We start from the raw sequence: 22833 nt of genomic DNA, 5'->3' as shown, positions 1-22833 counted from the left end.
GTCACGGCAGTAAAGGGGAAGGCATTCCTAACGTGGCTCCCGCCATGTATGGCAACGCAACACTCGCCATGGATACTGCACAAAACTTGATCCGCGTAGTACTAAACGGTATCCCCACTCAGACCTTTACAGGCAACCAACGCATGTATGCCATGCCGCCGTTTGCGCATGAACTGAGCGACAAAGAGATTGCTGATTTGTCTACTTGGATGCGTGCTGAATGGGGTGGCCAAGCCGCTGCTGTCACCATCGATCAAGTGCAAGGCATTGCTCGCGCCGCTCGTTAACCTCTACTCACCGAGGCACTAGCTACCCTGCTAGTGCCTCTGCTCTATCACTTTAACCATGCATCAGTTAGGTATATTGTTGGCAGCCGGCTATGGTCGCCGCTTCCAAGCTCTACAACCCAATAGCAACAAGCTACTGGCCCCGCTGGGAGACCACGGCTGTGTAGCGGCTACCAGCTTGCATAACCTACGCCAAGCAGTAGACCACGTTATGGTAGTGATACGCCCCAACAGCCCCGAGCTTAAGCAACAACTATCACAACCGCATTGCACCGTCATAGAAAGCGAACAGGCCCACACTGGCATGGGAGCCAGCCTAGCCGATGCAGCCCGCGCCCTACTTGAACGCTACAACTCGTCGCCTGTTAAAAACGTACTCGTCACCTTGGCCGACATGCCTTGTATTTCGCTACAGAGTTTTCACAGCGTGCAAAGCGCCCTAAACCATGCCACGATTGCTGCCCCTTTATACCAAGGCCAACGTGGACACCCCGTCGGTTTTCAATGGCATCTCATCCCCGAACTCACCACACTATGCGGTGACGAAGGCGCACGCCGCTTAGTACAGCAACATGGCATACAGCACGTACCCTGCACAGATGCTGGCGTCTGCTTTGACATTGATGAACCTAACGACTTACTACACCCCACCCTTCACTCTTTTTTGCGGAGCCGCTCATGAACGCCATGGACCTTGATGTATTACAACACGCTCATGACTGGGTTACAGCAGGCCATACCGTACACCTTGTGACGGTAGTGCAAACGTGGGGCTCATCACCACGCCAAGCCGGCGCCATGCTCGTTGTACGAGAAGACGGCCGCTTAGTAGGTTCAGTGTCGGGTGGCTGCATAGAAGACGACCTCATCCGTAAAGCCAAACACAACGAGCTGGGCAACACAGCCGCCCCCTTACTGTATGGTGTCTCACAAAACGAGGCAGCACGCTTTGGACTGCCTTGTGGCGGCACATTGAAGCTACTGGTAGAACCCATCACCAACACACACTGGTTAGATCAGGTACTTGCGGCTATACGCGACCATCGCTTGGTGCTACGCACCCTTAAGCTCGCGGATGGCAGCAGCCAACTACAGCCCACCACAGCCGACCAAAAAACTGCGCTTAGCGACACCCACTTTCATAGCGTCTACGGACCACATTGGCACCTACTCATCATCGGCGCCAACCAAACCGCACGCACACTTTGTGCCATCGCTAACGCCCTCGATTTTCACGTGACGGTCTGCGACCCACGCCAAGAGTTTTTTGCGGACTGGGATGTACCTTACGCCACCCTCGTCACCACCATGCCTGACGACACTATCGTAGACATGGGCGTTAACCATCGCACAGCTATAGTCGCCCTTACCCATGACCCCAAACTGGATGACATGGCGCTGCTAGAGGCCCTCATCTCACCCGCCTTCTACATAGGCGCATTAGGTTCTAAAGCCAACCAAGCCAAACGTAGAGAACGGCTAAAACTGTTTGACCTAACGGACGCTGACATAGACCGTTTACACGGCCCTGTCGGGTTAGCTATCTCTAGCCGCACCCCAGCAGAAATCGCCGTTGCCATCGCGGCTGAACTCATACAAGTGCGTAATACCTTAGCGATGAATACGCAAAAAGCAGCCGTTTAGTACCAGCTGCTACCGTTTCACACGTTGGCACTTGACGCCGTTACAAAAACCATCGTATTATTACGTTCTCTAGGCGGTTAGCTCAGTTGGTTAGAGCGCTACGTTGACATCGTAGAGGTCGCTGGTTCGACTCCAGTACCGCCTACCAAAGCACTTCCAAACAGTGCCTAGGACTGCCAAGCAAAGCCGCATATCACAACGATCTGCGGCTTTTTTGTTGCCTAAAGCTCCTAGCCTTGCCAAGTAGCCTCACTATGAACGCCAAACAATTTGTCGATAACTGGGTTAGCCTCAAATCACAACTACTCGCCTCTTTCATGGACTCTCATGACGGCTCGGAGGTAGCAGCACGAATCAATGCCCTACAACTGACTCCTTCTCAGCACTCGCAACTTCGTGACATTCTGGACTCTGCGCTGCGCGACACTATGTACACCTTACTGCTGGGACTGGATGGCGCAGGGAGCATTGGTGATGCCGAGCAGCAAAGCTATACGCTTCAGGATGAAAGCGGTAATGTGATCTCTGAATGTGGCGAATTAGAGGCTGCTGCGTGGGAAGCTTTTCACGGTCAGGACTAAAGGTAATAGTCTCTTTGACACGCCTGCACCTTCTGTCTTTACTACACGTAACACCTCTACGGTTTATCGATAAGCGAGCCGTTTACTCAACACAAAAAACCAAAAACATGAGGCAATTATCTTACTTACTAGTGCCCTGGAAAGTACTTGCCGGATTGTGATGAATACTCTCCCATTTTTCACAGCTCACAGAAGAGTGCTCTCCATGCTGTTGAGTAGTACAGTTGGTCCCAGCCTGTGCGGTTCCATTTTCGAACGGATACACAAAATCGTATTTCGCCGGAATAATGATATTCAGCGCTTGGTCGTGAAACCCCATCTTTCCGTTCTCAATGAAGCGAGCTAAGCCTTCCTCAAAATAGTCTGGCCCATTATCAAAAATATATGGCTTTAAGATTAGGCGGTTATCTCTGTCCACATATACCCAGCCTTCATTATTCTGAATCAGCTTGTACTCATCATTACTGCCATAACCTCCCGCCCACGCAGGCAATGTCACAGCAAGCGTAAAAACGATAATTAACTTGAACTTGTTCATTCAACAAACCTACCAGCAAAAAAACCGCACGTAGCCAAACCGTTACCCCTTAGCAAGTAGCATTCAAAAATGCCATGTGCGTATTCGAATCGCCTTTCTGGCATTTTCTGCTGCTTTTTTGTCTTCATCCACCACCCTATCTTCGTCACCCTGATCTGTAGCAGAGTAGGAGATGAACGAGCCAGCTACTACCAAAACAATATCGGTAGCAAGGAGTAACCTGCGGCCAAATACTGTCTTCTTGGCTCTAGCAAACACTACTGGCCATAAAAGCACTGCCCCCACTATGGCGATCGCCTCACCTACCACTGCTCGTCTCCCTATAAGCCCAAAAATTCCCCATAAATGCCCATCTAGCATAAACTGGGTACGGGCCACATTAACCTGACCTCAGCAACAATCACAACAAGAATGCTTAACTACTTGTAGAGAATACCTATCAGCCCTATTGATATGTTCAGCCCTGACTCTCTCTAACCTTAAGACGTGAATCAAGAATGCAAAATAAATGTGACCGGATTTTAACTGGTCTTCTACTCGCTCTAGGTATTGCCTCTTTCTCTGCTGAATCTATCGCAGCACCATCGACGGAAGATCTAGCCTTTGCAGCCACGCTACTAGAGGCTGAGAAAGGTTCTGCCACTGCGCAGTTTGAGTTAGGCCGCCTGTATGCCCGCATGCAAGACTACGATAATGCGCTGAAATGGTATGGGGCCGCAGCCGCTCAAGGCAATGCCTCGGCCCAAAACCGTTTAGGGGTTATGTATGACAATGGTCAGGGCGTTGTGCAAGACTATACAAAAGCACGTGAGTGGTACGAAAAAGCGGCTGCTCAAGGAGACCCGTATGCTCAGAACGGGCTAGCAACGTTATACGATGCTGGGAATGGCGTTCCTCAGGACTACGCCATCGCGCATGAACTCTATCAATTGGCAGCCGCACAAGGCAATGCTTCTGCACAATCCAATTTAGGGGTTATGTATCAACACGCACAAGGCGTTCCGCAAAGCTATACCATCGCCAGTGAATGGTACAAAAAAGCTGCAGAACAGGGGATTGATTCTGCACAGTTTAATCTAGGGGGGCTTTACTACCGCGGCCTAGGCGTCCCACAAGATTACGCTAAAGCACGAGAATGGTTTGCTAAAGCTGCCGAGCAAGGACACCCCTCGGCACAAAACAACTTAGGTTCGTTGTACTTGCATGGTGAAGGCGGCCCCAGAGACGTACGCATGGCCAAAAAACTGTTCAAAGAAGCCTGCGAGAATGGCAACCAAGCTGGTTGCAATAATTCCCAGAGCGTTAATTAGCTGCATACGAGCTGCTATTACCTTGAACTGCTAGCGTCACATCTTTATGCTCTTCATTCAAACACTATGGCAGCGTTTGGGGCCGGTGGCCTCACGCCCTTCTTGGAAGGAGCTAACACGCTCCAGCTTAGGGGTAGGCCTAGGTATTGCGCTAGCCTGTCTGCTGATAGGGCTGGCCGATCACTTTTACCCTCATCTTCTGTTCCTTTTTGCGCCACTAGGTGCAACGGCTGTACTGGTATTTGCCGTACCCAGTAGCCCACTCGCGCAACCATGGAATTGTGTAGTTGGTAATACGGTATCTGCGCTCTATACCTTGCTGCTGCTCGGTCTCTTTGCCCCTCTGCCCCATATTGCATTGGCCACACTTGCGGTGGCTGGTGCTGTGGTATTGATGCTGCTACTGCGTGCATTGCATCCACCGGGCGGCGCTGTTGCACTGATGATGGTGCTCGCCGCAGAACAACTGCTGCCAGTAGATTGGACGCTACTGATTCCGGTAACAGTGCTTTCGGCTGCTATGGTTATTGTGGGTGTATGTTATCACCGCGCCTGTGGCCGTAGCTACCTGCATCACTTTGTGCTTAGCAATAAAACACAACGCCCCGCTACACGTTTAGCACTAAGCGAGGAAGACCTACAGCAATTGCTGCAACGCTTTGACCAAAGCTACAACTTAACCCCCGAAGATTTGGGTGACCTGCTGGCCGCTGCGGAAGAAAATGCGATTAAACGCCGTCTGTCTAGTGTGAGTTGCGGTGCAGTGATGTCTGCAAACCTACTAACGATTCATGTAGAAACGCCATTAGAAGAAGTGGCAGAACTGTTTCACCGCCATCTGATTAAAAGCTTGCCCGTGGTTGATGAACAAGGCGAGTTGATTGGCCGTGTACTGCGCGCCGATTTGTTTGATTGGCTATGGCAAAATCACCACTCACGGCAACACCAAACCCTTTGGAAACGACTGCGTAATCGCTCACCTAAAGGGTTTTCTACCGCCAAAGATCTAATGCGAATGCCTGAGATGAGCGTACAAGAAGACACCCCAATGGGTGATCTACTACACGACTTGGCATCACACGACGTTCAGTTCATTGCCGTACTGCGTGGAAAAGTCTTGGTAGGTGTTATCACCCGCTCTGATGTAATCCGTACCCTACTCGCTCTTAACCAGTGATCTTTTTTAGATCATTAGCTAACAGCATCACCTTATTTAGTTACTTGGAATGCATATGAAAAAACTATTTGTTGCAGGCCTTTTCATGCTCATGTCCTCTACCGCTTTCTCGGCAGAACTTACACAAACCTGCAAAAATTATTACGCTGAGATCGATAAGTTTGTGCAACAGCTCGCTGCAAACGAAGAGACAAAAGCACTGGCTGATGAAATCATGGAAAACTACCCTATAGCCAAAAACAAACATATGTCTTTACCTAAAGAGGCACAAGACCGTTCATGCTCAAAAGAAGCCGCTGAACTACAAGAATACCAACAAATGATGGCTGCTGAAGGCTAATTATTTTTACTATCTAGGGCGAAACAACGCCCTAAAAGCGATCCAAGACAGCACGCTTATCACCACAACTAACGCGCTTAGCGCCATCACCACCACATACGTCTCATAGGTGACGAGCATAAGCGCGGTAAGCGTTGCGAGCCAATAGGTCAGCACGGCTACCGCTACAACAAATAGCATTTGCATCGCCATTCGTGCCCTCCCACTTTTCCAAAGCACAACCGCTACTACGGCGACGGAGGCAGACAACAACATAGGCGCCACCAATAGCGCCCCACAGACCAGAACAACCAAGATGGCAATAGGCACTGTCATTTCCTTGTGTGTTTTTCTTGATGAGCATAATAGCTCAAACCCTATCTATCATTGTCCACACCTAGAGTTTTAAAAAAAACAAAAAAGATGGAATAAAGCCGCCTACCCATACGTCTATGGAAGTACACATTCACTTTTTGAAGGAAGTTTCCATGACTAGTCGTTTACTTTCCACGTTAACACTCACGCTTGCGACCGCCTTTTCCACACTTGCCCATGCGGAGTCAGGCATCACCATGAGCAACGACATGCTGGTGGATGCCAATGGCATGACGCTCTATACCTTTGATAAAGATGTAGCGAATAGCGGCAAAAGTGCATGCAATGGACCGTGTGCTGACTTATGGCCGCCAGCACTAGCCGCTAACGATGCCGCTTCTGAAGGCGAGCTGACTATTGTCATTCGTGACGATGGCAGCAAGCAATGGGCTTACAAAGGCATGCCTGTTTACACGTACGTCGAGGATAAAGCTGCAGGTGACGTGAAGGGTGACAACGTCAAAGGCGTCTGGCACATTATTAAGTAACCCCACACTACTTCCTCACTCATGCGAGCTCAAGACGAAGCTGCAATTGTTGCCTGCATCCCCAGCCTACGGCGTTACGCACGTGGGCTGGTAGGTGATCGCGATCGTGCTGATGATTTAGTACAAGACACATTAGAACGCGTATGGAGCAGTTTCTCCATGTGGCAAAAGCGTAGCAACATTCGCGCATGGATGTTTGGGATCATGCACCACCGCTTTATTGATGACTTACGCGCTCAACAAAACAGACCCGAAGACTACGCCAGCGATACGCTTCCTGATCTACCGCAGCGTCCCCTACAAACCGATGCATTAGAACTGCATGATCTTGATAAAGCCCTTCAACGTTTACCCACCAGCCATCGCGAGGTGCTGTTATTGGTGGGCGTAGAAGAACTACGGTATGAAGAAATAGCCACGATTTTAGGCGTGCCCATTGGCACGGTAATGTCCCGCCTCTCTCGCGCACGTGCCAGCTTGCGAGAAGAGCTGCAAGGCCGTATCACTCCACCGACTAAAATTCAGCGCGTGAAATAACCATGGATGACCACTCATTTAAACCGGTTAGCACAGAGGCAAACCAAGGCATGACTAGGCCTGTAACAGAAGCCGAGCTACATGCGTATGCTGATCATCAGTTGTCACCAGAGCAAGTCGCTAAGGTGGAACAGTTTTTAGCCCAGCATCCCGACGAACAAGAGCGTATCCATACTTGGCGACAGCAAAACCGACTACTGCACACATTACTGGATCCGGTAATGAACGAAGCCTTGCCGCTCAACCTTCCGCTACGCCCCACCGCTAAACCCTTCCCCTGGCGCGCACTTGCTGCCAGCATTGTGGTTGCTGTTACGAGCGCTGGATCCGCTTGGACTTTACGTGGGTACGTCGATGCTCAAGCCACACAGTTGGCCTTAGCCGTACCACCCAACACCACGACCGCAATGATGCCCAACGATGGCATGCTAACTGGCTTTGCGCAGCGTGCGGCTATCGCTCACGTGGTCTACAGCCCCGATGTACGACGCCCCGTAGAGGTTAGCGCCGACCAAGAACAAGCACTGGTGACCTGGCTCACTAAACGCATAGGTACAGAAATACGCCCCCCTATGCTCACTGCCTTAGGTTACGAGCTCATCGGCGGCCGCTTGCTGCCGGGTGAGCGTGGGCCTGTAGCACAATTTATGTATGGGACTGAAAATGGGCAACGCCTTACCTTGTACGTCACCCAAGAAATCCCCGCTGATGCCAGCACAGCATTCCAATTCGGAAACGATGGGGCTACCAATGTGTTTTATTGGGTAGAAAATAACTTTGGTTATGCGATCTCGGCAGGTACAGATCGGGCCGAGCTGATGCGTGTATCGCAAGAGGTCTATGCGCAGATGAAACCGCGGTAATTGGATAAAAGCGGTATCCATACGCCCACGTTGCGCCTCTTTTACGCACTACCCTAGGCGATTTCAGATAGACGACTACAATGTAGGTTCATTTAAGGAGTCTTATGTTGAAATTTCAGCCCAATGAACGGGCGTATCTGTCAGAAATCCGTGCCCTGTCCAAAGATCAGGACGACAATGAAGTCTTTGTAGGCATGACGGTCAGTGAATCCGTCTGGTATGCCAACTACGTACAAGAATCATTCAATGGCACGGTTACTCGGGATGATGCGGAACAAGAACGCTATATCTCACTACACACTCAACATGAAGAAATGCGTAGAACCATATTGGCCGCAGAGTCTTTGGCATGGCCATCAAGCACTGTCTCGTCGTAAGTTCTGCTACGCATAGGTATTTCAGCCTAACCTACAAAAACGCCACCATGCTTAATTATGGTGGCGTTTTTTATTAATTAGTCTGCTATAGTTTCCGAAAAATGACCAAAAAAGGCAGAGGTGGAGATGTTTGAGTTAACGCTAGTCAATCAGGAACACTTTCCACATATCCGAATTATTATCGGCATGATTATGGGGATTAGCGTTGCACGCCTTGTAGTCGGTGTGTCTGAGTTTTTACAGCACCCTGAACGTAAGAAAATCTATGTTGTGCACTTAGGATGGGTGCTCTTTGTTTTTTTAGCAATTATCCATTTTTGGTGGTATGAGTTTGGACTCACTAAAATTCGTGTTTGGTCCTTTGGATTATATTTGTTCTTAATCTCTTATGCCTGTTTCTTTGTATTTATTGCATCCATGCTATTTCCTTCCAGCATGACTGATTACAAGGGCTACAAAGATTATTTTCAATCGCGGCGTAGAACGTTTTACACGATGTTTGCCATGTTGGCTGTTATCGACCTGATAGATACAGCAATGAAGGGAACAGAGCATTTTGAAAGCCTAGGAGTTGAGTACCCAATACAACAAGTTACCTTTATTGCTCTTGCTCTGATTGCTCTCGTCGTGCGCAACCAAACTTATCAAATAGCCTTTGTCACGGCTGCTCTACTCTACAAAATCTTTTGGATTTACAGGCTATATTGGGTATTAACCTAGATACCTAAAGTAGCCAACACTGCTTGCTTAGAACCACTGTGCAATCAAGGGCATCAATAACGCCGCCAGCAACACTTGCAGGCTTAATGCCAGCCCAGCAAACGCCCCAGCATCCGCATTTACCTGCAAAGCACGAGCCGCACCAATACCGTGTGAGGCCGTACCCAAACTAAAACCACGCGCCACCCAATCGGCATCCTTAGTGCCTATGCCCAACAGTCGGAACAAGAAACTACCCGACAATGCGCCTACCAAGCCGGTTAACACCGCAAAAACAGCAGCTAACGCGGGCACGCCCCCTATTTTCTCGGCTATACCCATCGCTACGGGTGCTGTCACCGACTTAGGTGCTAAGGAACGCAAGACATCATCCGGTAAGCCCAATGCCCAACCCAGCACCACAGCTACGATTGCGGCGGTTGCGCCACCAGCTAAAGCGGCCACGACATAGCGTCCCCAGCCACGGCGTAATTCGTCTCTGCGTTCCCACAACGGGAAGCCCAAAGCCACCACAGCAGGCCCTAACAAAAAGTGTATAAATTGAGCGCCTGCAAAGTAGGTGGGATAGGGAACGCGGGTAATCATCAAACCAGCCCCCAACACAATGACGGACCACAAGACAGGGTTCGCCAAAGGCGCCTGCCCTAATCGTACATACACACTGTGCGCCAGTATGTACACCGTGATGGTAGAGGTTAAACCGAACAAAGGTTCAGACGAGAGATAGACCCAAAGCTCAACAAAATTAGGCATCGCGGTTTAGCTCCTCGGTTGTGGATTCGTATTGATTTTTAATCAAGCCACGCACCAATAGCACTGTGACGACCATTCCCGCCCAGGTTGACACCAAAATCACCAATCCCAATTTGAGCCCATGATCTCGAATTAGTCCTAAATGGGTGATGACCCCTACCCCCACAGGCACAAACAATAGCGACAAATGGGAAAGCAAAAAGCTCGCCGCGACGTTGACTGGCTCTCGCACCAGTGGAAAGTACAACGCAAAGACCAGCAATAGCATACCTACCACGGGGCCAGGAAACGGTAGCTGCAACACATGTGCCAACGCCTCGCCAGCCAGTTGCAGCAACATCAACCACATTATTCCTTTCAACGCTTGCATAGAATCCTACCTGTATGTTTGTAGAGATTGAGGGCATGGCATAGCAATACAACATTAGAAGTCAGGGCATCACTCATCGCCGCATCACTACGCTAAATAGGGCAACACCTACCATACCAGTGCAGCCCTATTTATAGCGCTATTCCAGCAACTTACTTAGCAAATGTACTGTAGCTAGTCATCAGATTGCGATAATCAGGGATATGGTTGGAGAACAATTGCCCCAAGCCTTCCACATCATTACGCCAATCGCGGTGTAACTCACATGCTACCCCAAACCACGTCATCAACTGCGCACCAGCCTGCGACATACGGTCTAATGCTGAGTCACGCGTGAGTTGATTAAATGTACCCGACGCATCGGTCACCACAAACACCTCAAAACCAGCCTCTATGGCCGACAAAGCGGGAAATGCCACACATACCTCGGTCACTACACCAGCAATAATCAGCTGTTTCTTACCCGTGGCCTTAACCGCATCCACAAACTCTTGGTTATCCCATGCGTTAATTTGACCAGGGCGCGCAATATAAGGCGCATCAGGAAATTGAGCCTTTAGCTCAGGTACTAACGGGCCATTTGGGCCTTGTTCAAAGCTGGTGGTCAAAATGGTAGGCAAGTTGAAGTACTTCGCCAAGTCGCCCAACGCCAGTACGTTATTTTTGAACTTATCAGGATCAATATCACGCACCAAGGACAGTAAGCCTGCCTGATGGTCTACCAGCAATACAGCAGCGTTATCTTTATCTAAGCGTACATAAGGTTTGCTCATGAGTAACTCCTCAAGTTTAGCGGGGGAAATAGAACCTTTACCCAAACACTTGCTATCCATTGATGCGTGCTCTGAAGTAAAAGCGCCATGTACTTATAGTAAAAGCCGCTGCATTGCTGCACTAGTCGTTCATTTTGAGCATCATCGTCCTGTTTTTAGAACGATGAGCTCTGCACTAATGACTACATCTGATCCTACCAACCTGCGACAACAGCGTTCAAGCGACTGCTAAATAGGCCTCGGTAGACGTTACTGTGCCATATCCAAATACAAACGCAGCCATTAAGGCGGCATGCACGTGCTCGGCCGGTACAGTGACCTCTCCAAAGCGTAGCTCTAGCGTAGCGCACGCATCATGCAGGACTGTGACCGGGTAGCCCATATCAACGGCAGCCCGCACCACAGCATCCACACACATATGGCTCATCGCCCCCACTACGGTTAGCGTCTGCACTCCCGCCGCATCCAGTTGCTGTTTAAGGTCTGTTTCTCGGAAAGCATTAATGTAGTGCTTAACAATAACTGGCTCGCCTGCGATGGGGGCAACAGCGGCTTGGATTTCGGCCCCCGTAGAAGCGGGCACAAAAATAGGCGCTGTCTGACTAGTTGCCTCGTGGCGTATATGAAAAATAGGAATCCCTTTTTCTCTAGCATCTGCTATCACACGTGCTGCATTTGCTGCCGCTGCTTCGATGCCCGATAAAGGTAGTTTGCCTGTAGGCAGGTATTCATTTTGTAGATCAACAACGATCACACCGCGTTTTGCCATGGTTTCATTCTCCGCATGTCAGTGAATCTGAAACACTATGATCACTAAAAACGCCTGCCTTGCGAAGTGGCGATATTGACAATATAGATGTCAATAACGACACACCTAAACCACCTTCATACGATGCTACACCCTATTACTTACGCTGCAGGCGATGCTTTTGCATTGAAACGACGTCTATAGTCACTAGGTGCCAACCCCACAATACGCGTAAATACCTTACGAAATGCACTAGGATCGCTATAGCCCACTTCCCACGCAATTCGATCAATAGAGGCATTACCAAACTGCAATAGTTCCCTAGCACGCCCTACTCGCAAACGCTGGCAATATTCTGTAGTAGTCATTCCAGTCGCTTTCTGAAAGCGCCGCAAAAAGGTGCGCTCTTCTAAACCTGCCTCTGCGGCCAAGATCGCTAACGCAGTCTCTTTAGCCTGTGTGGCTTGCAGCCAGTGCTGCACCTTTAGCACAGCGGCATCACCATGCGTCAGGCACGGTGAAAACACACTGTAAAAACGTTGTTCTCTACCTGCGGGGTCTACCAATAAAATACGTGCCGTTGCGATCATGACTGATGACCCTAACAACCTATCTACTAACCGTAGACCTAGGTCTGTCCATGCCATTAGGCCACCCGCCGTAATGATGTCCCCGTCGTCGATGATCAGTTGATCAGCATCGACAATCACATCGGGAAAACGTTGATGCAATAGCTCGGCATGGGACCAATGCGTTGTCATGCGCCGCTGTTTCACCAAACCCGTAGCGGCCAACGCAAAAGCACCCGCGCAAACGGAGGTCAACACCACACCGGCTGCATGTTGCTTGCGTAACCATACCTGTAGCGCTGGCATATCATCTGCGCCTAATGGCTCACCTAAGGCTGGCGGTAAAATCAACGCGGCCAAGCCAGTAGAGGCGGCAGGAGTATAACTATCAAACACCTTATACGGAGCAGAATCAGCATCATCTTGCTGCCAATGCGTTACCTTAATCGCCGGTATAGTACTTTCGGAATGAGCCTCCGCAACCCGATTCGCTACCGCAAATAAATCGGTCAAACCCAAGATAGCAGCTTGCTGTGCTCCTGCATACATCACCACGCCAATTTCTTGCACTGTGCTCCCCTACTGCTGTGATCCCTCGTCATTATAAAACAGGCTCAAGTTTGTCATGCCGCCCGACAATGGTTCGCTAAAGCATGCGAGAACAACTTGGAAGAGTTAGCAGCCCTCATAAAAAAAGCCGCAACCAACTGGTATGCGGCTTTTATATATGCAGTACAAATTACAGCAGTGAAGACGCGTTATCCAACACGTAATCGCATGCTTTTTCTTTGATGTCGTCTTTGACTTTACTGATGTCGAAAGAAGAACCATCACTGCCTGACAACATCCCCGTCAAGCCTTGCTGGTAACCCGCATCTTGCTGCTGCTTAGCAGGGCTATCCATACCCAGTTTACCCATCAACTGACCTTTAATATTGTCAGCATTAGCCGCTTTCAAATATTTGTTTTTCAGGCAGTATTCCAAAATACCTGCCACATTACTGGCCGCACCTGCCCCGATGCTAGGCAACCCCAGAGATGCCCCCAAATTACCTAACCCAGCAGCGCCACCGGCACTACCACCACCCAGACTTTCGGTAGCTTGGCTTTTCAAACTGCCCATAATGTCTGCAGAAACGGGAGCAGACAACGCCATACCTAGCGCAGCGGCTGCCAACAGTTTTACCCCTAAAAACTGACGCATTCTTTTCTCCTGAGTTTATGGTTATCAGCCAGCATTTCCGGCAGCTAAAATCGTACCTCAAGCATTGTTGCAGTAGGAAACGAGTATGCGACTATTTGTTAATTCCTGTCATTTCGCGCAGTAGTCGTTGCCCTAAACACGAATTACTGTCTTTTAGGTCTGGCTGGCTACCTGTTCCAGCAACACGGTTTTCAGCACGCTTAGATACGATGTATTGGCGTCTTTGGTTGCCGTTAACAGTGTTACATCCCCCTTATTTAGTAACGCCAACAAGGGGGCCAAACAAGCGATATCGTCTAACAACTGCTTTTTGTACGCGACTTGGAAGGTGGGCACATCTAGCGTACCCGCATGAAAAGCCTTGCGCAGCTCGGTGCTAGGGCTAGCTTTGTTGTACCACTGTATGTCTCCCAGCGCGTCTTTGCGCAAGCCTCGGGGCCACAACCTATCCGTTAGTACACGAGGTTGTTCTACTGTAGGTTCATGTACAGCATGCTGAATGCGATCCACAAAGATTTTTCCGGTCATCGAGACTTCCCTGCTCCATACCATAAGTACAAAGCGGCAATGGCGGCCAACAAGCCTGTAAACAAAAATGCATAACCCAGCACAATCAGAAAGAACGGCCCATACGAAATCCACATTATCGCCATACAGATAACGTACTACGCGGTGCTCAAAACTGCCTGATCAAGCGTCACTGTAGTAGCTATGGGAGCCTTGCGCACTGTTTCATCGTAAACCACAGTGTACTGGGCTATTTTTGTCACAAGTAATGGAACTAAATCGCCAATCTACCCTCTAATACCTGTAATCCTTGTTGTAGAGTGAATTTGGAATACAGGTTTATTATTTTTCCACTCCATTTTCAGCAACGGCGAATCGCTAATCGCCCCGTATTTCTGGGCAATTCTCATGGCGTTACTCATGTTACTCAACGCCTTAAGACTACTTCTGTTATGATGAATGCCGGTTTCGTGACCAAACAGTATACTGCGCCATGGGCTACTTGCTCCCAACAGCAGTAACAAAACCAGCAAAATGATGTAATGTGAGCCAGCCATATGTTTCCCGCCTTGGGAACACTCGCTCAATACGTGCCACAGCGCATGCTTTGCATCACACAGAACTCTGTGAAAACTATTCATTGCTATTCTCAGATCAACAGAAATAATGGGTTTTGTTACGCATATCGCTATGATACGTAAGCAAATGTCCTCTTGCCATCACTGAAAACTGGTAGTACCGCATACTTTCTTACGGTATTAGGTACGATTTTTTTGCTTTATCACAATGATTTATCTCTATTTACAGGATAAGCTTCATTGTGCTGACTAACTACTAAATAGTTACAAACTTACTCTATACAGTAAAGCTGCCAAGCCTCATAGTAGTTAGGTTAGATCATATTCTTACAACAATCATAAAAAGGCCGGTAATTTACTCGCCTATAACTTTAAAAAACGCATTCATTTTTTCAGCGTGCACTTTAGTTAATCCATACAAATAATAGTGCCAAATAATAAAATAAAATAAGCGTTGGAGATCATCATGATTTACCAAAAATTGAATCAGGGCATTAGCTCTTCTCTGCCTGCAGCCGCATTATTGAATACCGACAAGCGTTCACCAGAACAAAAACAGATTCAAGAACAGCAGCTAACAGAAATACGCAGAAACTTTGTACGCAACATTAAAAGAACGTCCAGATAAATAAAAAACCGCCTTAATGGCGGTTTTTTATTGGCATTCATATTTCAGTTTCTACTTCTCAAATTAGAATCTATACGTAAGCCCCAACACAGGCCCTTTCATGCGCACATCATAAACATGCCCGCTATGTTTGTAATCAACATCTAGGACCTTATAGCCTGCTGACACAGAAAACCTATCAGAAAACACATAGTTCACCGTCCCCAACGTAGACCACGTCATTTTGGAGCCCGCTCCAAAGCCGCCCACATCAGCCTGCACTTGCAACGACAGATGATCGGTTAATGGCACAAAGGCTCGCGCACCCAATAATGGGTCTACCCACCCAAAGCTCTCTCGCTGACTTGCCGATACACAACCAATAGCAGGGTGTCCCGCCGTCACACTGACGTCGGTAGAAATATGCCAGAAACGAATACCCGCCAATGCATCCAAGGTGAAATCAGGGGTGCTAACTACTCTATAGCCCCCCTGCAATGTAGCCATGAACTGTTTGTTTTTTACTTTGGCTCGTGTGCTCGCCCCTGGAGGGATAGTCACCCCTAGCCCTGGCAACTGAAAAGCCGATAACGGCCCACTGGCATCCGTACTGCGTGTGCTGATGTACATCATGTCGCCCGAGAAAACGAAACGATCATAACGCCCCCACGCATTAATAAAACCGCCCATACTAAAATCGCTCATCACATCAGAAAACGATTTTTTAATGCGCATGGTGGGCGCATGCTTAAAAGGTGAAATATCGCCTTTCATTCCAGCCGCCCACACATAGGGAGTAATCTGCCATGTCCATGCCTGATTGTCTTCCGATAACCATGCCTGCTCATCGCTGCTCGTAGCACTACCTTGAGCTGAAAACATAACGCCACAGAGCGCCACCACAAGGGTTTTTAGATATCTATTCAAGGCCGGTGTTTCCTAAGAAATGACGAGTATCTTCTTATACCTTGATCATCTTTCACATAGCAAATACCCTTGTTGGAACTCACGATAAGCGTTTACGTTAACCAACAGCCCTTCCTCTTTTAACCTTTCACCATGACTATTGAACTTGACCGCGACACCAAGACCCGAGCCATTCAGTCCCTTCAACGCTACTTCGATGAAAACATGGAAGAACCTATAGGCAATATTACCGCCAATGCGTTGCTGAACTTTTTTCTGCAAGACATTGCTCCCAGCGTGTACAACCAAGCCGTCCGCGATGTGCAAGCAAACATGCAGCAGAAAACTGAAGACCTAGACATAGAAGTACATGCAGACGAGTTCCAGTACTGGCCAAAGCAAAAACGATAACCTCGTCCCTCTGTTGCTAATTTCACAGTAAGCGCCCGTGTTTACCCCTGCTTCGCGCAAAAAAATATTTTCGGAAATTTGGCTTTTCTATAAAATTAATTTTGCTATTTTTTGACACTCACAGACCTGTCCCTGACTTTCAAAAAGTAGAGTAATGACTCTTTTTTACTCATAAAGTACGGACCTAATTCATGAGTACTCTCACTCACTCTTTACTTGATTTCCAAGAAGAGCGTCAAAAGCTACAAAGCGACACGTCGCAATCTAAGCCTGAACGTCAAAACCCCTGTTATGCCTGTGGCGTGTGTTGCCAGCATTTCCGTATTTCCTTCTATAGCGGAGAGTTAACTGGCGAGACAGGCGGCTGGGTACCGATAGAACTCACTACACAGATAGGCCCACTACGTGCCTGTATGAAAGGAACTGAAAAAGGTTCTGGCCGCTGCATAGGTCTGCAAGGTGAAATTGGCGACCCGTCCATTCGTTGTGGTGTATACGAGCAACGCCCCTCTGTATGTAGAGAGTTCCACGCTTACGATGCACACGGCACCCCTAATCCGGATTGCCAACGCTTGCGTTTAGCCGCTGGATTACCTCCGCTGGATGATATTCCACCTAATGATAATGACATAGCCGCCTAATGATTCATTGTTATTCGGGTTTGCTAGAGTTGTAATTTTCTATAAAGCCCGTAAACTTGAGGCCGTCATTCTAAATGGTTCAGGAAAGAGACTTCTTAGGAAGCGCCGACGGAGCAACCGCCCCGGAATCTCTCAGGCAAAAGGATCCTGAAACCGTGACAATCTGGAGAGAGGCAAACCATAGATTTGCCCACCGAAGGGGACCACTTCTACAGTGGAACAAGCTCTCAGGTAACCGGACAGATGGGGTGTAGCCGCTATGTAGCGGGCTACCCCTATTTCTATATCTGGAGCATTACCCCATGACTACCATTGCTGTTATTGGTGCCGGTATCACTGGCGTGACCACAGCGTACGCCCTGAGACAACAAGGCTATGACGTTATCGTAATAGACCGTCAACGTTACCCTGCGATGGAAACCTCGTTTGCCAACGGTGGTCAGTTATCCGCATGTAACGCTGAAGTCTGGAACAACACTGGGACCGTGTTAAAAGGCCTGAAGTGGATGTTCAAACGTGACGCTCCACTGTTGCTGAACCCAGCCCCTACTTGGCACAAATACTCGTGGATGGGTGAGTTTCTGTACAACATCCGTAATTACGAGAAAAACACTGTAGACACCGTCAAATTGGCTATTGCAGCGCGTGAGCCTTTTCACCGTTGGGCAGCAGCCGAAAACATCCAATACGATTTGGAAGAGCGCGGTATTTTGCACGTTTACCAAAGCAAGAAAGGCTTTGAGGCCGGCATTAAAGTCAGTGAACTGCTGGCTAAAGGCGGTTTGGAACGTAGCACCGTCACACCAGAAGAAATCCGTACTATCGAGCCTACTTTGCAAGGTAAATACTACGGTGGTTTCTTTACCCCTAGCGACTCCACAGGCGATATTCACAAATACACCCGTGGCTTGGCTGAAGCCTGCGAACGCCAAGGCGTCACCTTTATGATGGACGTAGAAGTAAGCGGCATTTCGCAGTCAGGCTCCAAACATCGTATTCAATACGTATCCAAACTCACTGGCGCGCCTCAACACCCTGAGTCTGTTGAAGTAGACGCTTTGGTGATTTGTGCGGGTGTAGGTAGCCGTAAATTAGCCGCCATGGTGGGTGACCGCATCAACATTTACCCCGTTAAAGGCTATTCCATCACCATTCCCCTGGAAGATGAAACCAGCCAAACCTCTGCACCATGGGTAAGCTTGCTGGATGAAGAAGCCAAGATCGTGACCAGCCGTTTGGGCAAAGACCGCTTCCGTATTGCTGGTACCGCAGAGTACAACGGTGAAAACCGCAACATTCGTGCTGACCGCGTTAATCCATTAACCGACTGGGTACGCTACAACTTCTCGGGTGTCAGCACAGAAAACGCTATCCCTTGGGCTGGCCTGCGCCCCATGATGCCTGACATGATGCCTCGCATCCAAACCGGCAAACAACCCGGCGTGTTCTACAACACAGGCCATGGCCACTTAGGTTGGACCTTGTCTGCCGCTACCGCTGAAGCCGTCACTGCTTTGGTACACAGCAGCATCAAGCCCTAATAGGCATCCTACCCCAGTAAACACATTGCCCTATGTAGCAAGCGCTACATAGGGCAATGCTCTTTAATCGTGGTAGTCGTGCAGAAGCGTTATTTCTACAGCTTAGTGCTGCAATAACAAGCCTGGATGTGCATCAAACTGCACTGACAATGATGTGGCGCTAGAAACAAGGCTTGGCGTCGCACTAGGCACTTCCACCAAATGCAACACCTGCCCTAAGGGTAAGGGCTGAGCATCACGCAATAATGTCCCTACTCGCACGCCTGGTGCGGTAGAAAGCACCACTCTACGGTCTGCATTAATCACCACTACAGGGTTCGTGATAGCCGCTAGTAAAGGTGCCAACAGCCGGTCTAAGGTAGACACCAACATATCTACGGCTGCCACCCCTACAAATACGCCATCCAGCAGCACCGGGTGCGCAGTGGTAATGGTGTAGTCGCCATTACAAACGTAATCTACGTATGGCCCATCCACATAGGCTCTGTGATCACTGGCGGGTTGACCAAACCAGTCAAACACGCGGAAATCCAATCGTTTACGAATTTCTTGATTGCGGTCTAACTGCGCGTGCTCCATCGCACCCGCTTCTTGATACCACCACTCTAACGACCATACCTCATCACCGGTGTTTTCGTTGCTGTAACTGGCAAAGCCTGCGCCATTACACCATGCGTGCTCCCGCAACACGTCGTGTATAGGGGCTTGGAGTTGCAGGCGATGTTCAGCACTCAGCTGAACGCCTTCTTGACTCGCCCTTGCTGACTGCGAAAGTATGCATTGCGTTTGTTCAGCTAAGGCTGCAGCGGCATCACACGCCGCATGCGTAATGTTGTGCAGCATTGCTTTGGCTTTTGCTACTGGAGTGTCGCTGTACATGATGATCTCCTGCAGGCGGTTCCCATCGTTACATCAAGCCAGATGGGGCTGTGATAATGCGGTCTCTGCATCTAGCTTTACTTTACAGGCCAACAACTGATCTGTCAGCAGATAAATCATGTTCTGCGCCAGTGTCGCCGCTTGCTCCGCATCCGTTTTTCGCAATGCCTGAGCCACCTGCCTATATGCCTCTACTACCTGCTCGTGTGCGCTGGTGTACTGATACAGCGTAGCGACTAAGGGCGCCCACTCTGCCTGTATCATCAATACCTGATTCGCTAATCGGGCAGATTGCGCATTAGCGGCTAACGCCAATAGACAGCGCATATCAGCATGAGCCCGCTCTTCAGCATGTTCGGTGGCCGCGTAAGCTTCCACCGCATGCTCAAAACGCAGCAATTCTTGGGCAGTGGAGCGCTGTGCCGCCAAACGCGCACTGTGGCTGATCACTGCACAATGCCATTCCCCTAAATCGGCCAGATACGCCGAGCTGGCTAACTTTAGCGGGTGCTGCGCCAGCAGCATACCCGCCGACATTTTACAGACGAAGCTACCACCATTACGCCCCCGGCGCGTATCAATAAGATTACGCATTCGCAAGGTATTCAACGCCTCGCGTACCGTCACAGGGGATACCCCCAACATACGCGACAAATCTGCCTCGTTGGGCAATTGCTCATCAGCCTCGAGCAGGCCAGCCAGAATCGCGTTACTTAAACGCTCTACCACTAACTCTGACCGGCTCGCCTGACCTATGGGCGCGTAAACAATGGCATGCGCCGTCATGCTGTTACTCCCACGCTTCGTAGATAAATCGGGAATCGTAGCACTTCTGATCAGAAAATCCCATGCTTATGCAAGGCTTGATCATCAGCAGGCACAGGAGCAATCGCATCCCATAGCTCGGCTACTTTCCCGTTTTCTACACGCCATAACTCAAAATACGCATGGCGTTCTCCGGCGATACTGCCCTCGGAATGCGTCAAGACAAACTGCCCTTCGGCCACACTACGATGTATGCGTGCGTACTCTAGGCCATGACCATCGTTGCGCAATTGCTCCAGAAAAGCGATCACCGCATTAACTCCATCGGCGATATCGGGACTGTGTTGATGAAAGCTCTCACCATTGGCATAACGCTCAAAGCCGGTGTAGTCGCCTTCTACCAAAGTCTCAGTGAAGAAGCGCAACACCAACGCACGATTTTGCTCTTTATCACCTAGTCCTGGCTCAACAGGGCCATCCAATTGCGTACGACCGCTGGCATTAGGAGCTGCTTCGGGTACTAAGCCATCCCAGTGCTCTGTGATTTTTCCGTCGCGCACCCTATATAAATCAAACCCCACCAAAGGCTGCTCGTCTAACCCCACAAAACGACCATGAATGGCCACTAAATCACCGTCTTGCAATACTCGATGCGCCTCGTGATGCAGATCTGGGCAAGACTGCACCAATTCGCGTAGCCCACGTAACCCATCAGCCACCAATGGTGAGTGCTCAATAAAGTCGTCAGCAAAATAGCGATCTAACGCACTGGTATCGCGTAGCGTAAAAAGCTCGTAATGGGCTTTAGCCACTATGTCGCGAGTAGAAAGTGTATGACTCATCCTTAGCTCCTTATTCGTTAGCGCTCATGACGTGCTTAACGCGGGTGTACTCCTCGAAACCGTAGGCCGACAAATCTTTACCGTAACCCGACTTCTTAAAGCCACCATGAGGCATTTCAGCGGTCAGTGGGATATGGGTGTTGATCCATACCGTACCAAAATCCAGCTCGCGGGACAGGCGTTGGGTACGGGCATGGTTCGTGGTCCACACACTAGAAGCCAAACCGTATTCCACGCCATTGGCTTTGGCGATAGCATCGGCTTCATCGCTAAACCTTTGTACCGTAATCACTGGTCCGAAGATTTCTGTTTGAACAGCCTCATCGTCCTGTTTTAAGCCAGTGATCACAGTAGGCTCAAAGTAAAAGCCATCACGCGCAGCAGCTTTACCGCCCGTTTCGATTTTGGCGTGCGCGGGCAAACGTGCCATAAAGCCACTCACGCGCTCTAACTGACTGGCATTATTCAGTGCACCATACAATGCATCTGTATCGTCAGGATCACCAAACTTGATGTCTTTCACCTGCTCTACCAGTTTCTGCACGAATGCATCGTGCACAGACTCTGCTACCAATACGCGCGTCGCTGCCGTGCAATCTTGACCCGCATTAAACAAGCCAGCAATAGCGATGGTGCTGGCCGCTTTATCCAAATCCGCATCGTCAAACACCACCACAGGCGCCTTACCACCCAGCTCTAAGTGAGCGCGTGCTAAGTTAGCTGCCGCCGATGCCGCCACTTGCAAACCGGCACGCACAGAACCCGTGATAGACACCAAGGCTGGGGTTGGGTGTGACACCACCATTGACCCCGCATTCGCCTGACCTAACACCACGTTAAACACCCCTTCAGGAAAGAGTGGCGCTACCAATTCGGCCAGCAGCAAGGTGCTTTCAGGTGTAGTGTCGCTAGGCTTCAAAACGATGGTGTTACCTGCTGCCAAGGCTGGAGCGATTTTCCACACAGCCATCATCAATGGGTAGTTCCATGGCGTTACCTGACCCACTACACCCAATGGCTCACGCCTAATGCTAGACGTTAGGCCTTCCATGTATTCAGCAGTCGCTTTGCCTTCCAAGAATCGTGCTGCGCCTGCAAAGAAGCGAATTTGATCCGCGCATACTGCCACCTCTTCCGAGGCAACCAGATGCTTTAGCTGCCCTGTATTGCGGCTTTGTGCCTCTACCAACTTGTCACTGTTTTTCTCTATTTGATCGGCCAATGCCAGCAGTGCTTTTTGACGTGCTGATGGTGTACTACGCCCCCAAACCTTAAAGGCGGCGCGGGCGGCAGCATACGCCGCATCCACATCCTGTTGCGTCGCGTTTGGCGAACGCGCATACACCTTGCCTGTGACTGGGCTAATCAGGTCAAAAGTTTCTGTGCCGGTAGACGCCACATACTGACCATTAATGAAATGTTTTAGTGTTGGGTGTGTCATCTCAATCTCCTTTTTGAGTGGTATATAAATATATCCTATGAAGTTATATGTATTAGCAGTATCCGTAATTACCCTAGCTAAA

Annotated in this window: 33 protein-coding genes, 1 tRNA gene and 1 riboswitch; of the genes, 17 read left to right on the top strand and 17 right to left on the bottom strand. The window is 49.5% G+C overall.

Going from position 1 to position 22833, the window contains the following annotated elements:
* The 5 genes from GY634_RS15645 to GY634_RS15625 form a co-directional block, all read left to right on the top strand.
* Window positions 1-287: c-type cytochrome (locus GY634_RS15645; protein ID WP_166409651.1), on the top strand; the 287-nt coding region annotated here is incomplete at its 5' end.
* 58 nt (window positions 288-345) lie between these two features.
* Window positions 346-969 (top strand): nucleotidyltransferase family protein, encoded by a 624-nt coding sequence (locus GY634_RS15640; protein ID WP_166409650.1) that lies wholly within the window; start codon window positions 346-348, stop codon window positions 967-969.
* Entirely contained in the window at window positions 966-1931 is a 966-nt protein-coding gene (locus GY634_RS15635) for an XdhC family protein (RefSeq protein ID WP_166409649.1), read from the top strand. Before GY634_RS15640 ends, GY634_RS15635 begins: the two co-directional genes overlap by 4 nt.
* Window positions 1932-2002: 71 nt before the next feature.
* Window positions 2003-2079: transfer RNA gene (locus GY634_RS15630), tRNA-Val, on the top strand.
* Between the two features lie 106 nt (window positions 2080-2185).
* Window positions 2186-2512 carry a hypothetical protein gene (locus GY634_RS15625; protein WP_166409648.1) on the top strand — a complete coding sequence of 109 codons (327 nt, stop codon included), beginning with the start codon at window positions 2186-2188 and terminating at the stop codon, window positions 2510-2512.
* Between the two features lie 121 nt (window positions 2513-2633).
* On the opposite strand, the gene GY634_RS15620 is transcribed toward GY634_RS15625, so the two are convergent.
* Window positions 2634-3050, bottom strand: coding sequence for a WG repeat-containing protein (locus GY634_RS15620; protein WP_166409647.1), 417 nt, complete (start codon window positions 3048-3050; stop codon window positions 2634-2636).
* A gap of 63 nt (window positions 3051-3113) precedes the next feature.
* Complete coding sequence (locus GY634_RS15615) at window positions 3114-3428, bottom strand: hypothetical protein (protein WP_166409646.1); 315 nt, start codon at window positions 3426-3428, stop codon at window positions 3114-3116.
* 119 nt (window positions 3429-3547) lie between these two features.
* On the opposite strand from GY634_RS15615, the gene GY634_RS15610 reads away from it, so the two are divergent.
* The 3 genes from GY634_RS15610 to GY634_RS15600 are packed head-to-tail and all read left to right on the top strand — an operon-like array spanning window position 3548 to window position 5877.
* Window positions 3548-4360 (top strand): tetratricopeptide repeat protein, encoded by an 813-nt coding sequence (locus GY634_RS15610; RefSeq protein ID WP_166409645.1) that lies wholly within the window; start codon window positions 3548-3550, stop codon window positions 4358-4360.
* Between the two features lie 46 nt (window positions 4361-4406).
* On the top strand, window positions 4407-5537 hold the full coding sequence (locus GY634_RS15605) for an HPP family protein (RefSeq protein ID WP_166409644.1): 1131 nt from the start codon (window positions 4407-4409) through the stop codon (window positions 5535-5537).
* A 55-nt stretch (window positions 5538-5592) separates the two neighbouring features.
* On the top strand, window positions 5593-5877 hold the full coding sequence (locus tag GY634_RS15600) for a DUF5339 family protein (protein WP_166409643.1): 285 nt from the start codon (window positions 5593-5595) through the stop codon (window positions 5875-5877).
* A gap of 9 nt (window positions 5878-5886) precedes the next feature.
* Here the strand turns inward: GY634_RS15600 and GY634_RS15595 are convergent, their stop codons facing one another.
* Window positions 5887-6186 carry a hypothetical protein gene (locus GY634_RS15595; RefSeq protein ID WP_166409642.1) on the bottom strand — a complete coding sequence of 100 codons (300 nt, stop codon included), beginning with the start codon at window positions 6184-6186 and terminating at the stop codon, window positions 5887-5889.
* 158 nt (window positions 6187-6344) lie between these two features.
* Between GY634_RS15595 and GY634_RS15590 the strand changes: the two genes are divergently transcribed.
* The 5 genes from GY634_RS15590 (at window position 6345) to GY634_RS15570 (ending at window position 9216) form a co-directional block, all read left to right on the top strand.
* Window positions 6345-6719, top strand: coding sequence for a COG4315 family predicted lipoprotein (locus GY634_RS15590; RefSeq protein ID WP_166409641.1), 375 nt, complete (start codon window positions 6345-6347; stop codon window positions 6717-6719).
* 21 nt (window positions 6720-6740) lie between these two features.
* On the top strand, window positions 6741-7256 hold the full coding sequence (locus GY634_RS15585) for an RNA polymerase sigma factor (protein ID WP_166409640.1): 516 nt from the start codon (window positions 6741-6743) through the stop codon (window positions 7254-7256).
* Between the two features lie 2 nt (window positions 7257-7258).
* Window positions 7259-8119 (top strand): anti-sigma factor family protein, encoded by an 861-nt coding sequence (locus GY634_RS15580; protein ID WP_242683729.1) that lies wholly within the window; start codon window positions 7259-7261, stop codon window positions 8117-8119.
* 104 nt (window positions 8120-8223) lie between these two features.
* The gene (locus GY634_RS15575) at window positions 8224-8496 is read left to right on the top strand and encodes a hypothetical protein (RefSeq protein WP_166409639.1); all 273 of its coding nucleotides are present in this window, start codon (window positions 8224-8226) and stop codon (window positions 8494-8496) included.
* A 126-nt stretch (window positions 8497-8622) separates the two neighbouring features.
* Window positions 8623-9216, top strand: a complete 594-nt coding sequence (locus GY634_RS15570; protein WP_166409638.1) for a hypothetical protein — start codon at window positions 8623-8625, stop codon at window positions 9214-9216.
* Between the two features lie 27 nt (window positions 9217-9243).
* Here the strand turns inward: GY634_RS15570 and GY634_RS15565 are convergent, their stop codons facing one another.
* The 9 genes from GY634_RS15565 to GY634_RS15530 all read right to left on the bottom strand — a co-directional run bounded on the left by GY634_RS15565 (window position 9244) and on the right by GY634_RS15530 (window position 14697).
* Window positions 9244-9969, bottom strand: a complete 726-nt coding sequence (locus tag GY634_RS15565) for an LrgB family protein (RefSeq protein ID WP_166409637.1) — start codon at window positions 9967-9969, stop codon at window positions 9244-9246.
* Window positions 9962-10339 (bottom strand): CidA/LrgA family protein, encoded by a 378-nt coding sequence (locus GY634_RS15560; RefSeq protein WP_166409636.1) that lies wholly within the window; start codon window positions 10337-10339, stop codon window positions 9962-9964. Before GY634_RS15560 ends, GY634_RS15565 begins: the two co-directional genes overlap by 8 nt.
* A 152-nt stretch (window positions 10340-10491) precedes the next feature.
* Entirely contained in the window at window positions 10492-11112 is a 621-nt protein-coding gene (gene ycaC / locus GY634_RS15555) for an isochorismate family cysteine hydrolase YcaC (RefSeq protein ID WP_166409635.1), read from the bottom strand.
* Between the two features lie 217 nt (window positions 11113-11329).
* Window positions 11330-11881: a cysteine hydrolase family protein gene (locus tag GY634_RS15550; RefSeq protein ID WP_166409634.1), complete on the bottom strand. Its 552-nt coding sequence runs from the start codon at window positions 11879-11881 to the stop codon at window positions 11330-11332.
* A gap of 140 nt (window positions 11882-12021) precedes the next feature.
* A complete protein-coding gene (locus GY634_RS15545; RefSeq protein ID WP_242683728.1) occupies window positions 12022-12999 on the bottom strand; it encodes a GlxA family transcriptional regulator in 978 nt (325 codons plus the stop codon).
* 169 nt (window positions 13000-13168) lie between these two features.
* A complete protein-coding gene (locus GY634_RS15540; RefSeq protein ID WP_166409633.1) occupies window positions 13169-13633 on the bottom strand; it encodes a DUF2501 domain-containing protein in 465 nt (154 codons plus the stop codon).
* 153 nt (window positions 13634-13786) lie between these two features.
* Entirely contained in the window at window positions 13787-14161 is a 375-nt protein-coding gene (locus GY634_RS15535; protein ID WP_166409632.1) for a DUF488 domain-containing protein, read from the bottom strand.
* Window positions 14158-14286 carry a hypothetical protein gene (locus tag GY634_RS17360; RefSeq protein WP_278249055.1) on the bottom strand — a complete coding sequence of 43 codons (129 nt, stop codon included), beginning with the start codon at window positions 14284-14286 and terminating at the stop codon, window positions 14158-14160. The genes GY634_RS15535 and GY634_RS17360 overlap by 4 nt, the downstream gene beginning before the upstream one ends.
* A gap of 141 nt (window positions 14287-14427) precedes the next feature.
* Entirely contained in the window at window positions 14428-14697 is a 270-nt protein-coding gene (locus tag GY634_RS15530; protein WP_166409631.1) for a hypothetical protein, read from the bottom strand.
* A gap of 487 nt (window positions 14698-15184) precedes the next feature.
* Between GY634_RS15530 and GY634_RS15525 the strand changes: the two genes are divergently transcribed.
* Complete coding sequence (locus GY634_RS15525; protein WP_166409630.1) at window positions 15185-15346, top strand: hypothetical protein; 162 nt, start codon at window positions 15185-15187, stop codon at window positions 15344-15346.
* A gap of 63 nt (window positions 15347-15409) precedes the next feature.
* Here the strand turns inward: GY634_RS15525 and GY634_RS15520 are convergent, their stop codons facing one another.
* Complete coding sequence (locus GY634_RS15520; protein ID WP_207625628.1) at window positions 15410-16252, bottom strand: hypothetical protein; 843 nt, start codon at window positions 16250-16252, stop codon at window positions 15410-15412.
* 132 nt (window positions 16253-16384) lie between these two features.
* Between GY634_RS15520 and GY634_RS15515 the strand changes: the two genes are divergently transcribed.
* The 3 genes from GY634_RS15515 to GY634_RS15505 all read left to right on the top strand — a co-directional run bounded on the left by GY634_RS15515 (window position 16385) and on the right by GY634_RS15505 (window position 18824).
* Window positions 16385-16642, top strand: a complete 258-nt coding sequence (locus GY634_RS15515; RefSeq protein WP_166409629.1) for a DUF2164 domain-containing protein — start codon at window positions 16385-16387, stop codon at window positions 16640-16642.
* 191 nt (window positions 16643-16833) lie between these two features.
* Entirely contained in the window at window positions 16834-17283 is a 450-nt protein-coding gene (locus tag GY634_RS15510) for a YkgJ family cysteine cluster protein (RefSeq protein ID WP_166409628.1), read from the top strand.
* Between the two features lie 72 nt (window positions 17284-17355).
* Window positions 17356-17441, top strand: a riboswitch (glycine riboswitch).
* Between the two features lie 144 nt (window positions 17442-17585).
* Window positions 17586-18824, top strand: coding sequence for a D-amino acid dehydrogenase (locus GY634_RS15505; protein ID WP_166409627.1), 1239 nt, complete (start codon window positions 17586-17588; stop codon window positions 18822-18824).
* A 102-nt stretch (window positions 18825-18926) separates the two neighbouring features.
* Here the strand turns inward: GY634_RS15505 and GY634_RS15500 are convergent, their stop codons facing one another.
* From GY634_RS15500 to GY634_RS15485, 4 genes are read right to left on the bottom strand one after another with little or no spacing between them, the layout of a single operon-like run.
* Complete coding sequence (locus GY634_RS15500; RefSeq protein ID WP_166409626.1) at window positions 18927-19703, bottom strand: cache domain-containing protein; 777 nt, start codon at window positions 19701-19703, stop codon at window positions 18927-18929.
* Between the two features lie 33 nt (window positions 19704-19736).
* Complete coding sequence (locus GY634_RS15495; protein WP_166409625.1) at window positions 19737-20489, bottom strand: FadR/GntR family transcriptional regulator; 753 nt, start codon at window positions 20487-20489, stop codon at window positions 19737-19739.
* A gap of 50 nt (window positions 20490-20539) precedes the next feature.
* Complete coding sequence (locus GY634_RS15490; protein ID WP_166409624.1) at window positions 20540-21310, bottom strand: nuclear transport factor 2 family protein; 771 nt, start codon at window positions 21308-21310, stop codon at window positions 20540-20542.
* A gap of 10 nt (window positions 21311-21320) precedes the next feature.
* Window positions 21321-22751: a gamma-aminobutyraldehyde dehydrogenase gene (locus GY634_RS15485; protein WP_166409623.1), complete on the bottom strand. Its 1431-nt coding sequence runs from the start codon at window positions 22749-22751 to the stop codon at window positions 21321-21323.
* Between the last annotated feature and the right edge of the window lie 82 nt (window positions 22752-22833).

The sequence above is a fragment of the Paenalcaligenes suwonensis genome (assembly GCF_011290505.1).
Lineage (GTDB): Bacteria > Pseudomonadota > Gammaproteobacteria > Burkholderiales > Burkholderiaceae_B > Paenalcaligenes > Paenalcaligenes suwonensis.
This window is presented reverse-complemented; position numbering and strand designations above follow the sequence as displayed.

Coding starts and splice junctions, on each gene's coding strand:
- GY634_RS15575 (WP_166409639.1), top strand. CDS start 8,224: ATGTTGAAATTTCAGCCCAATGAACGGGCGTATCTGTCAGAAATCCGT.
- GY634_RS15640 (WP_166409650.1), top strand. CDS start 346: ATGCATCAGTTAGGTATATTGTTGGCAGCCGGCTATGGTCGCCGCTTC.
- GY634_RS15605 (WP_166409644.1), top strand. CDS start 4,407: ATGCTCTTCATTCAAACACTATGGCAGCGTTTGGGGCCGGTGGCCTCA.
- GY634_RS15490 (WP_166409624.1), bottom strand. CDS start 21,310: ATGAGTCATACACTTTCTACTCGCGACATAGTGGCTAAAGCCCATTAC.
- GY634_RS15570 (WP_166409638.1), top strand. CDS start 8,623: ATGTTTGAGTTAACGCTAGTCAATCAGGAACACTTTCCACATATCCGA.
- GY634_RS15525 (WP_166409630.1), top strand. CDS start 15,185: ATGATTTACCAAAAATTGAATCAGGGCATTAGCTCTTCTCTGCCTGCA.
- GY634_RS15540 (WP_166409633.1), bottom strand. CDS start 13,633: ATGCGTCAGTTTTTAGGGGTAAAACTGTTGGCAGCCGCTGCGCTAGGT.
- GY634_RS15535 (WP_166409632.1), bottom strand. CDS start 14,161: ATGACCGGAAAAATCTTTGTGGATCGCATTCAGCATGCTGTACATGAA.
- GY634_RS15505 (WP_166409627.1), top strand. CDS start 17,586: ATGACTACCATTGCTGTTATTGGTGCCGGTATCACTGGCGTGACCACA.
- GY634_RS15590 (WP_166409641.1), top strand. CDS start 6,345: ATGACTAGTCGTTTACTTTCCACGTTAACACTCACGCTTGCGACCGCC.
- GY634_RS17360 (WP_278249055.1), bottom strand. CDS start 14,286: ATGGCGATAATGTGGATTTCGTATGGGCCGTTCTTTCTGATTGTGCTG.
- GY634_RS15585 (WP_166409640.1), top strand. CDS start 6,741: ATGCGAGCTCAAGACGAAGCTGCAATTGTTGCCTGCATCCCCAGCCTA.
- GY634_RS15550 (WP_166409634.1), bottom strand. CDS start 11,881: ATGGCAAAACGCGGTGTGATCGTTGTTGATCTACAAAATGAATACCTG.
- GY634_RS15580 (WP_242683729.1), top strand. CDS start 7,259: ATGGATGACCACTCATTTAAACCGGTTAGCACAGAGGCAAACCAAGGC.
- GY634_RS15485 (WP_166409623.1), bottom strand. CDS start 22,751: ATGACACACCCAACACTAAAACATTTCATTAATGGTCAGTATGTGGCG.
- GY634_RS15560 (WP_166409636.1), bottom strand. CDS start 10,339: ATGCAAGCGTTGAAAGGAATAATGTGGTTGATGTTGCTGCAACTGGCT.
- GY634_RS15565 (WP_166409637.1), bottom strand. CDS start 9,969: ATGCCTAATTTTGTTGAGCTTTGGGTCTATCTCTCGTCTGAACCTTTG.
- GY634_RS15515 (WP_166409629.1), top strand. CDS start 16,385: ATGACTATTGAACTTGACCGCGACACCAAGACCCGAGCCATTCAGTCC.
- GY634_RS15610 (WP_166409645.1), top strand. CDS start 3,548: ATGCAAAATAAATGTGACCGGATTTTAACTGGTCTTCTACTCGCTCTA.
- GY634_RS15495 (WP_166409625.1), bottom strand. CDS start 20,489: ATGACGGCGCATGCCATTGTTTACGCGCCCATAGGTCAGGCGAGCCGG.
- GY634_RS15620 (WP_166409647.1), bottom strand. CDS start 3,050: ATGAACAAGTTCAAGTTAATTATCGTTTTTACGCTTGCTGTGACATTG.
- ycaC (WP_166409635.1), bottom strand. CDS start 11,112: ATGAGCAAACCTTATGTACGCTTAGATAAAGATAACGCTGCTGTATTG.
- GY634_RS15625 (WP_166409648.1), top strand. CDS start 2,186: ATGAACGCCAAACAATTTGTCGATAACTGGGTTAGCCTCAAATCACAA.
- GY634_RS15635 (WP_166409649.1), top strand. CDS start 966: ATGAACGCCATGGACCTTGATGTATTACAACACGCTCATGACTGGGTT.
- GY634_RS15600 (WP_166409643.1), top strand. CDS start 5,593: ATGAAAAAACTATTTGTTGCAGGCCTTTTCATGCTCATGTCCTCTACC.
- GY634_RS15530 (WP_166409631.1), bottom strand. CDS start 14,697: ATGGCTGGCTCACATTACATCATTTTGCTGGTTTTGTTACTGCTGTTG.
- GY634_RS15510 (WP_166409628.1), top strand. CDS start 16,834: ATGAGTACTCTCACTCACTCTTTACTTGATTTCCAAGAAGAGCGTCAA.
- GY634_RS15500 (WP_166409626.1), bottom strand. CDS start 19,703: ATGTACAGCGACACTCCAGTAGCAAAAGCCAAAGCAATGCTGCACAAC.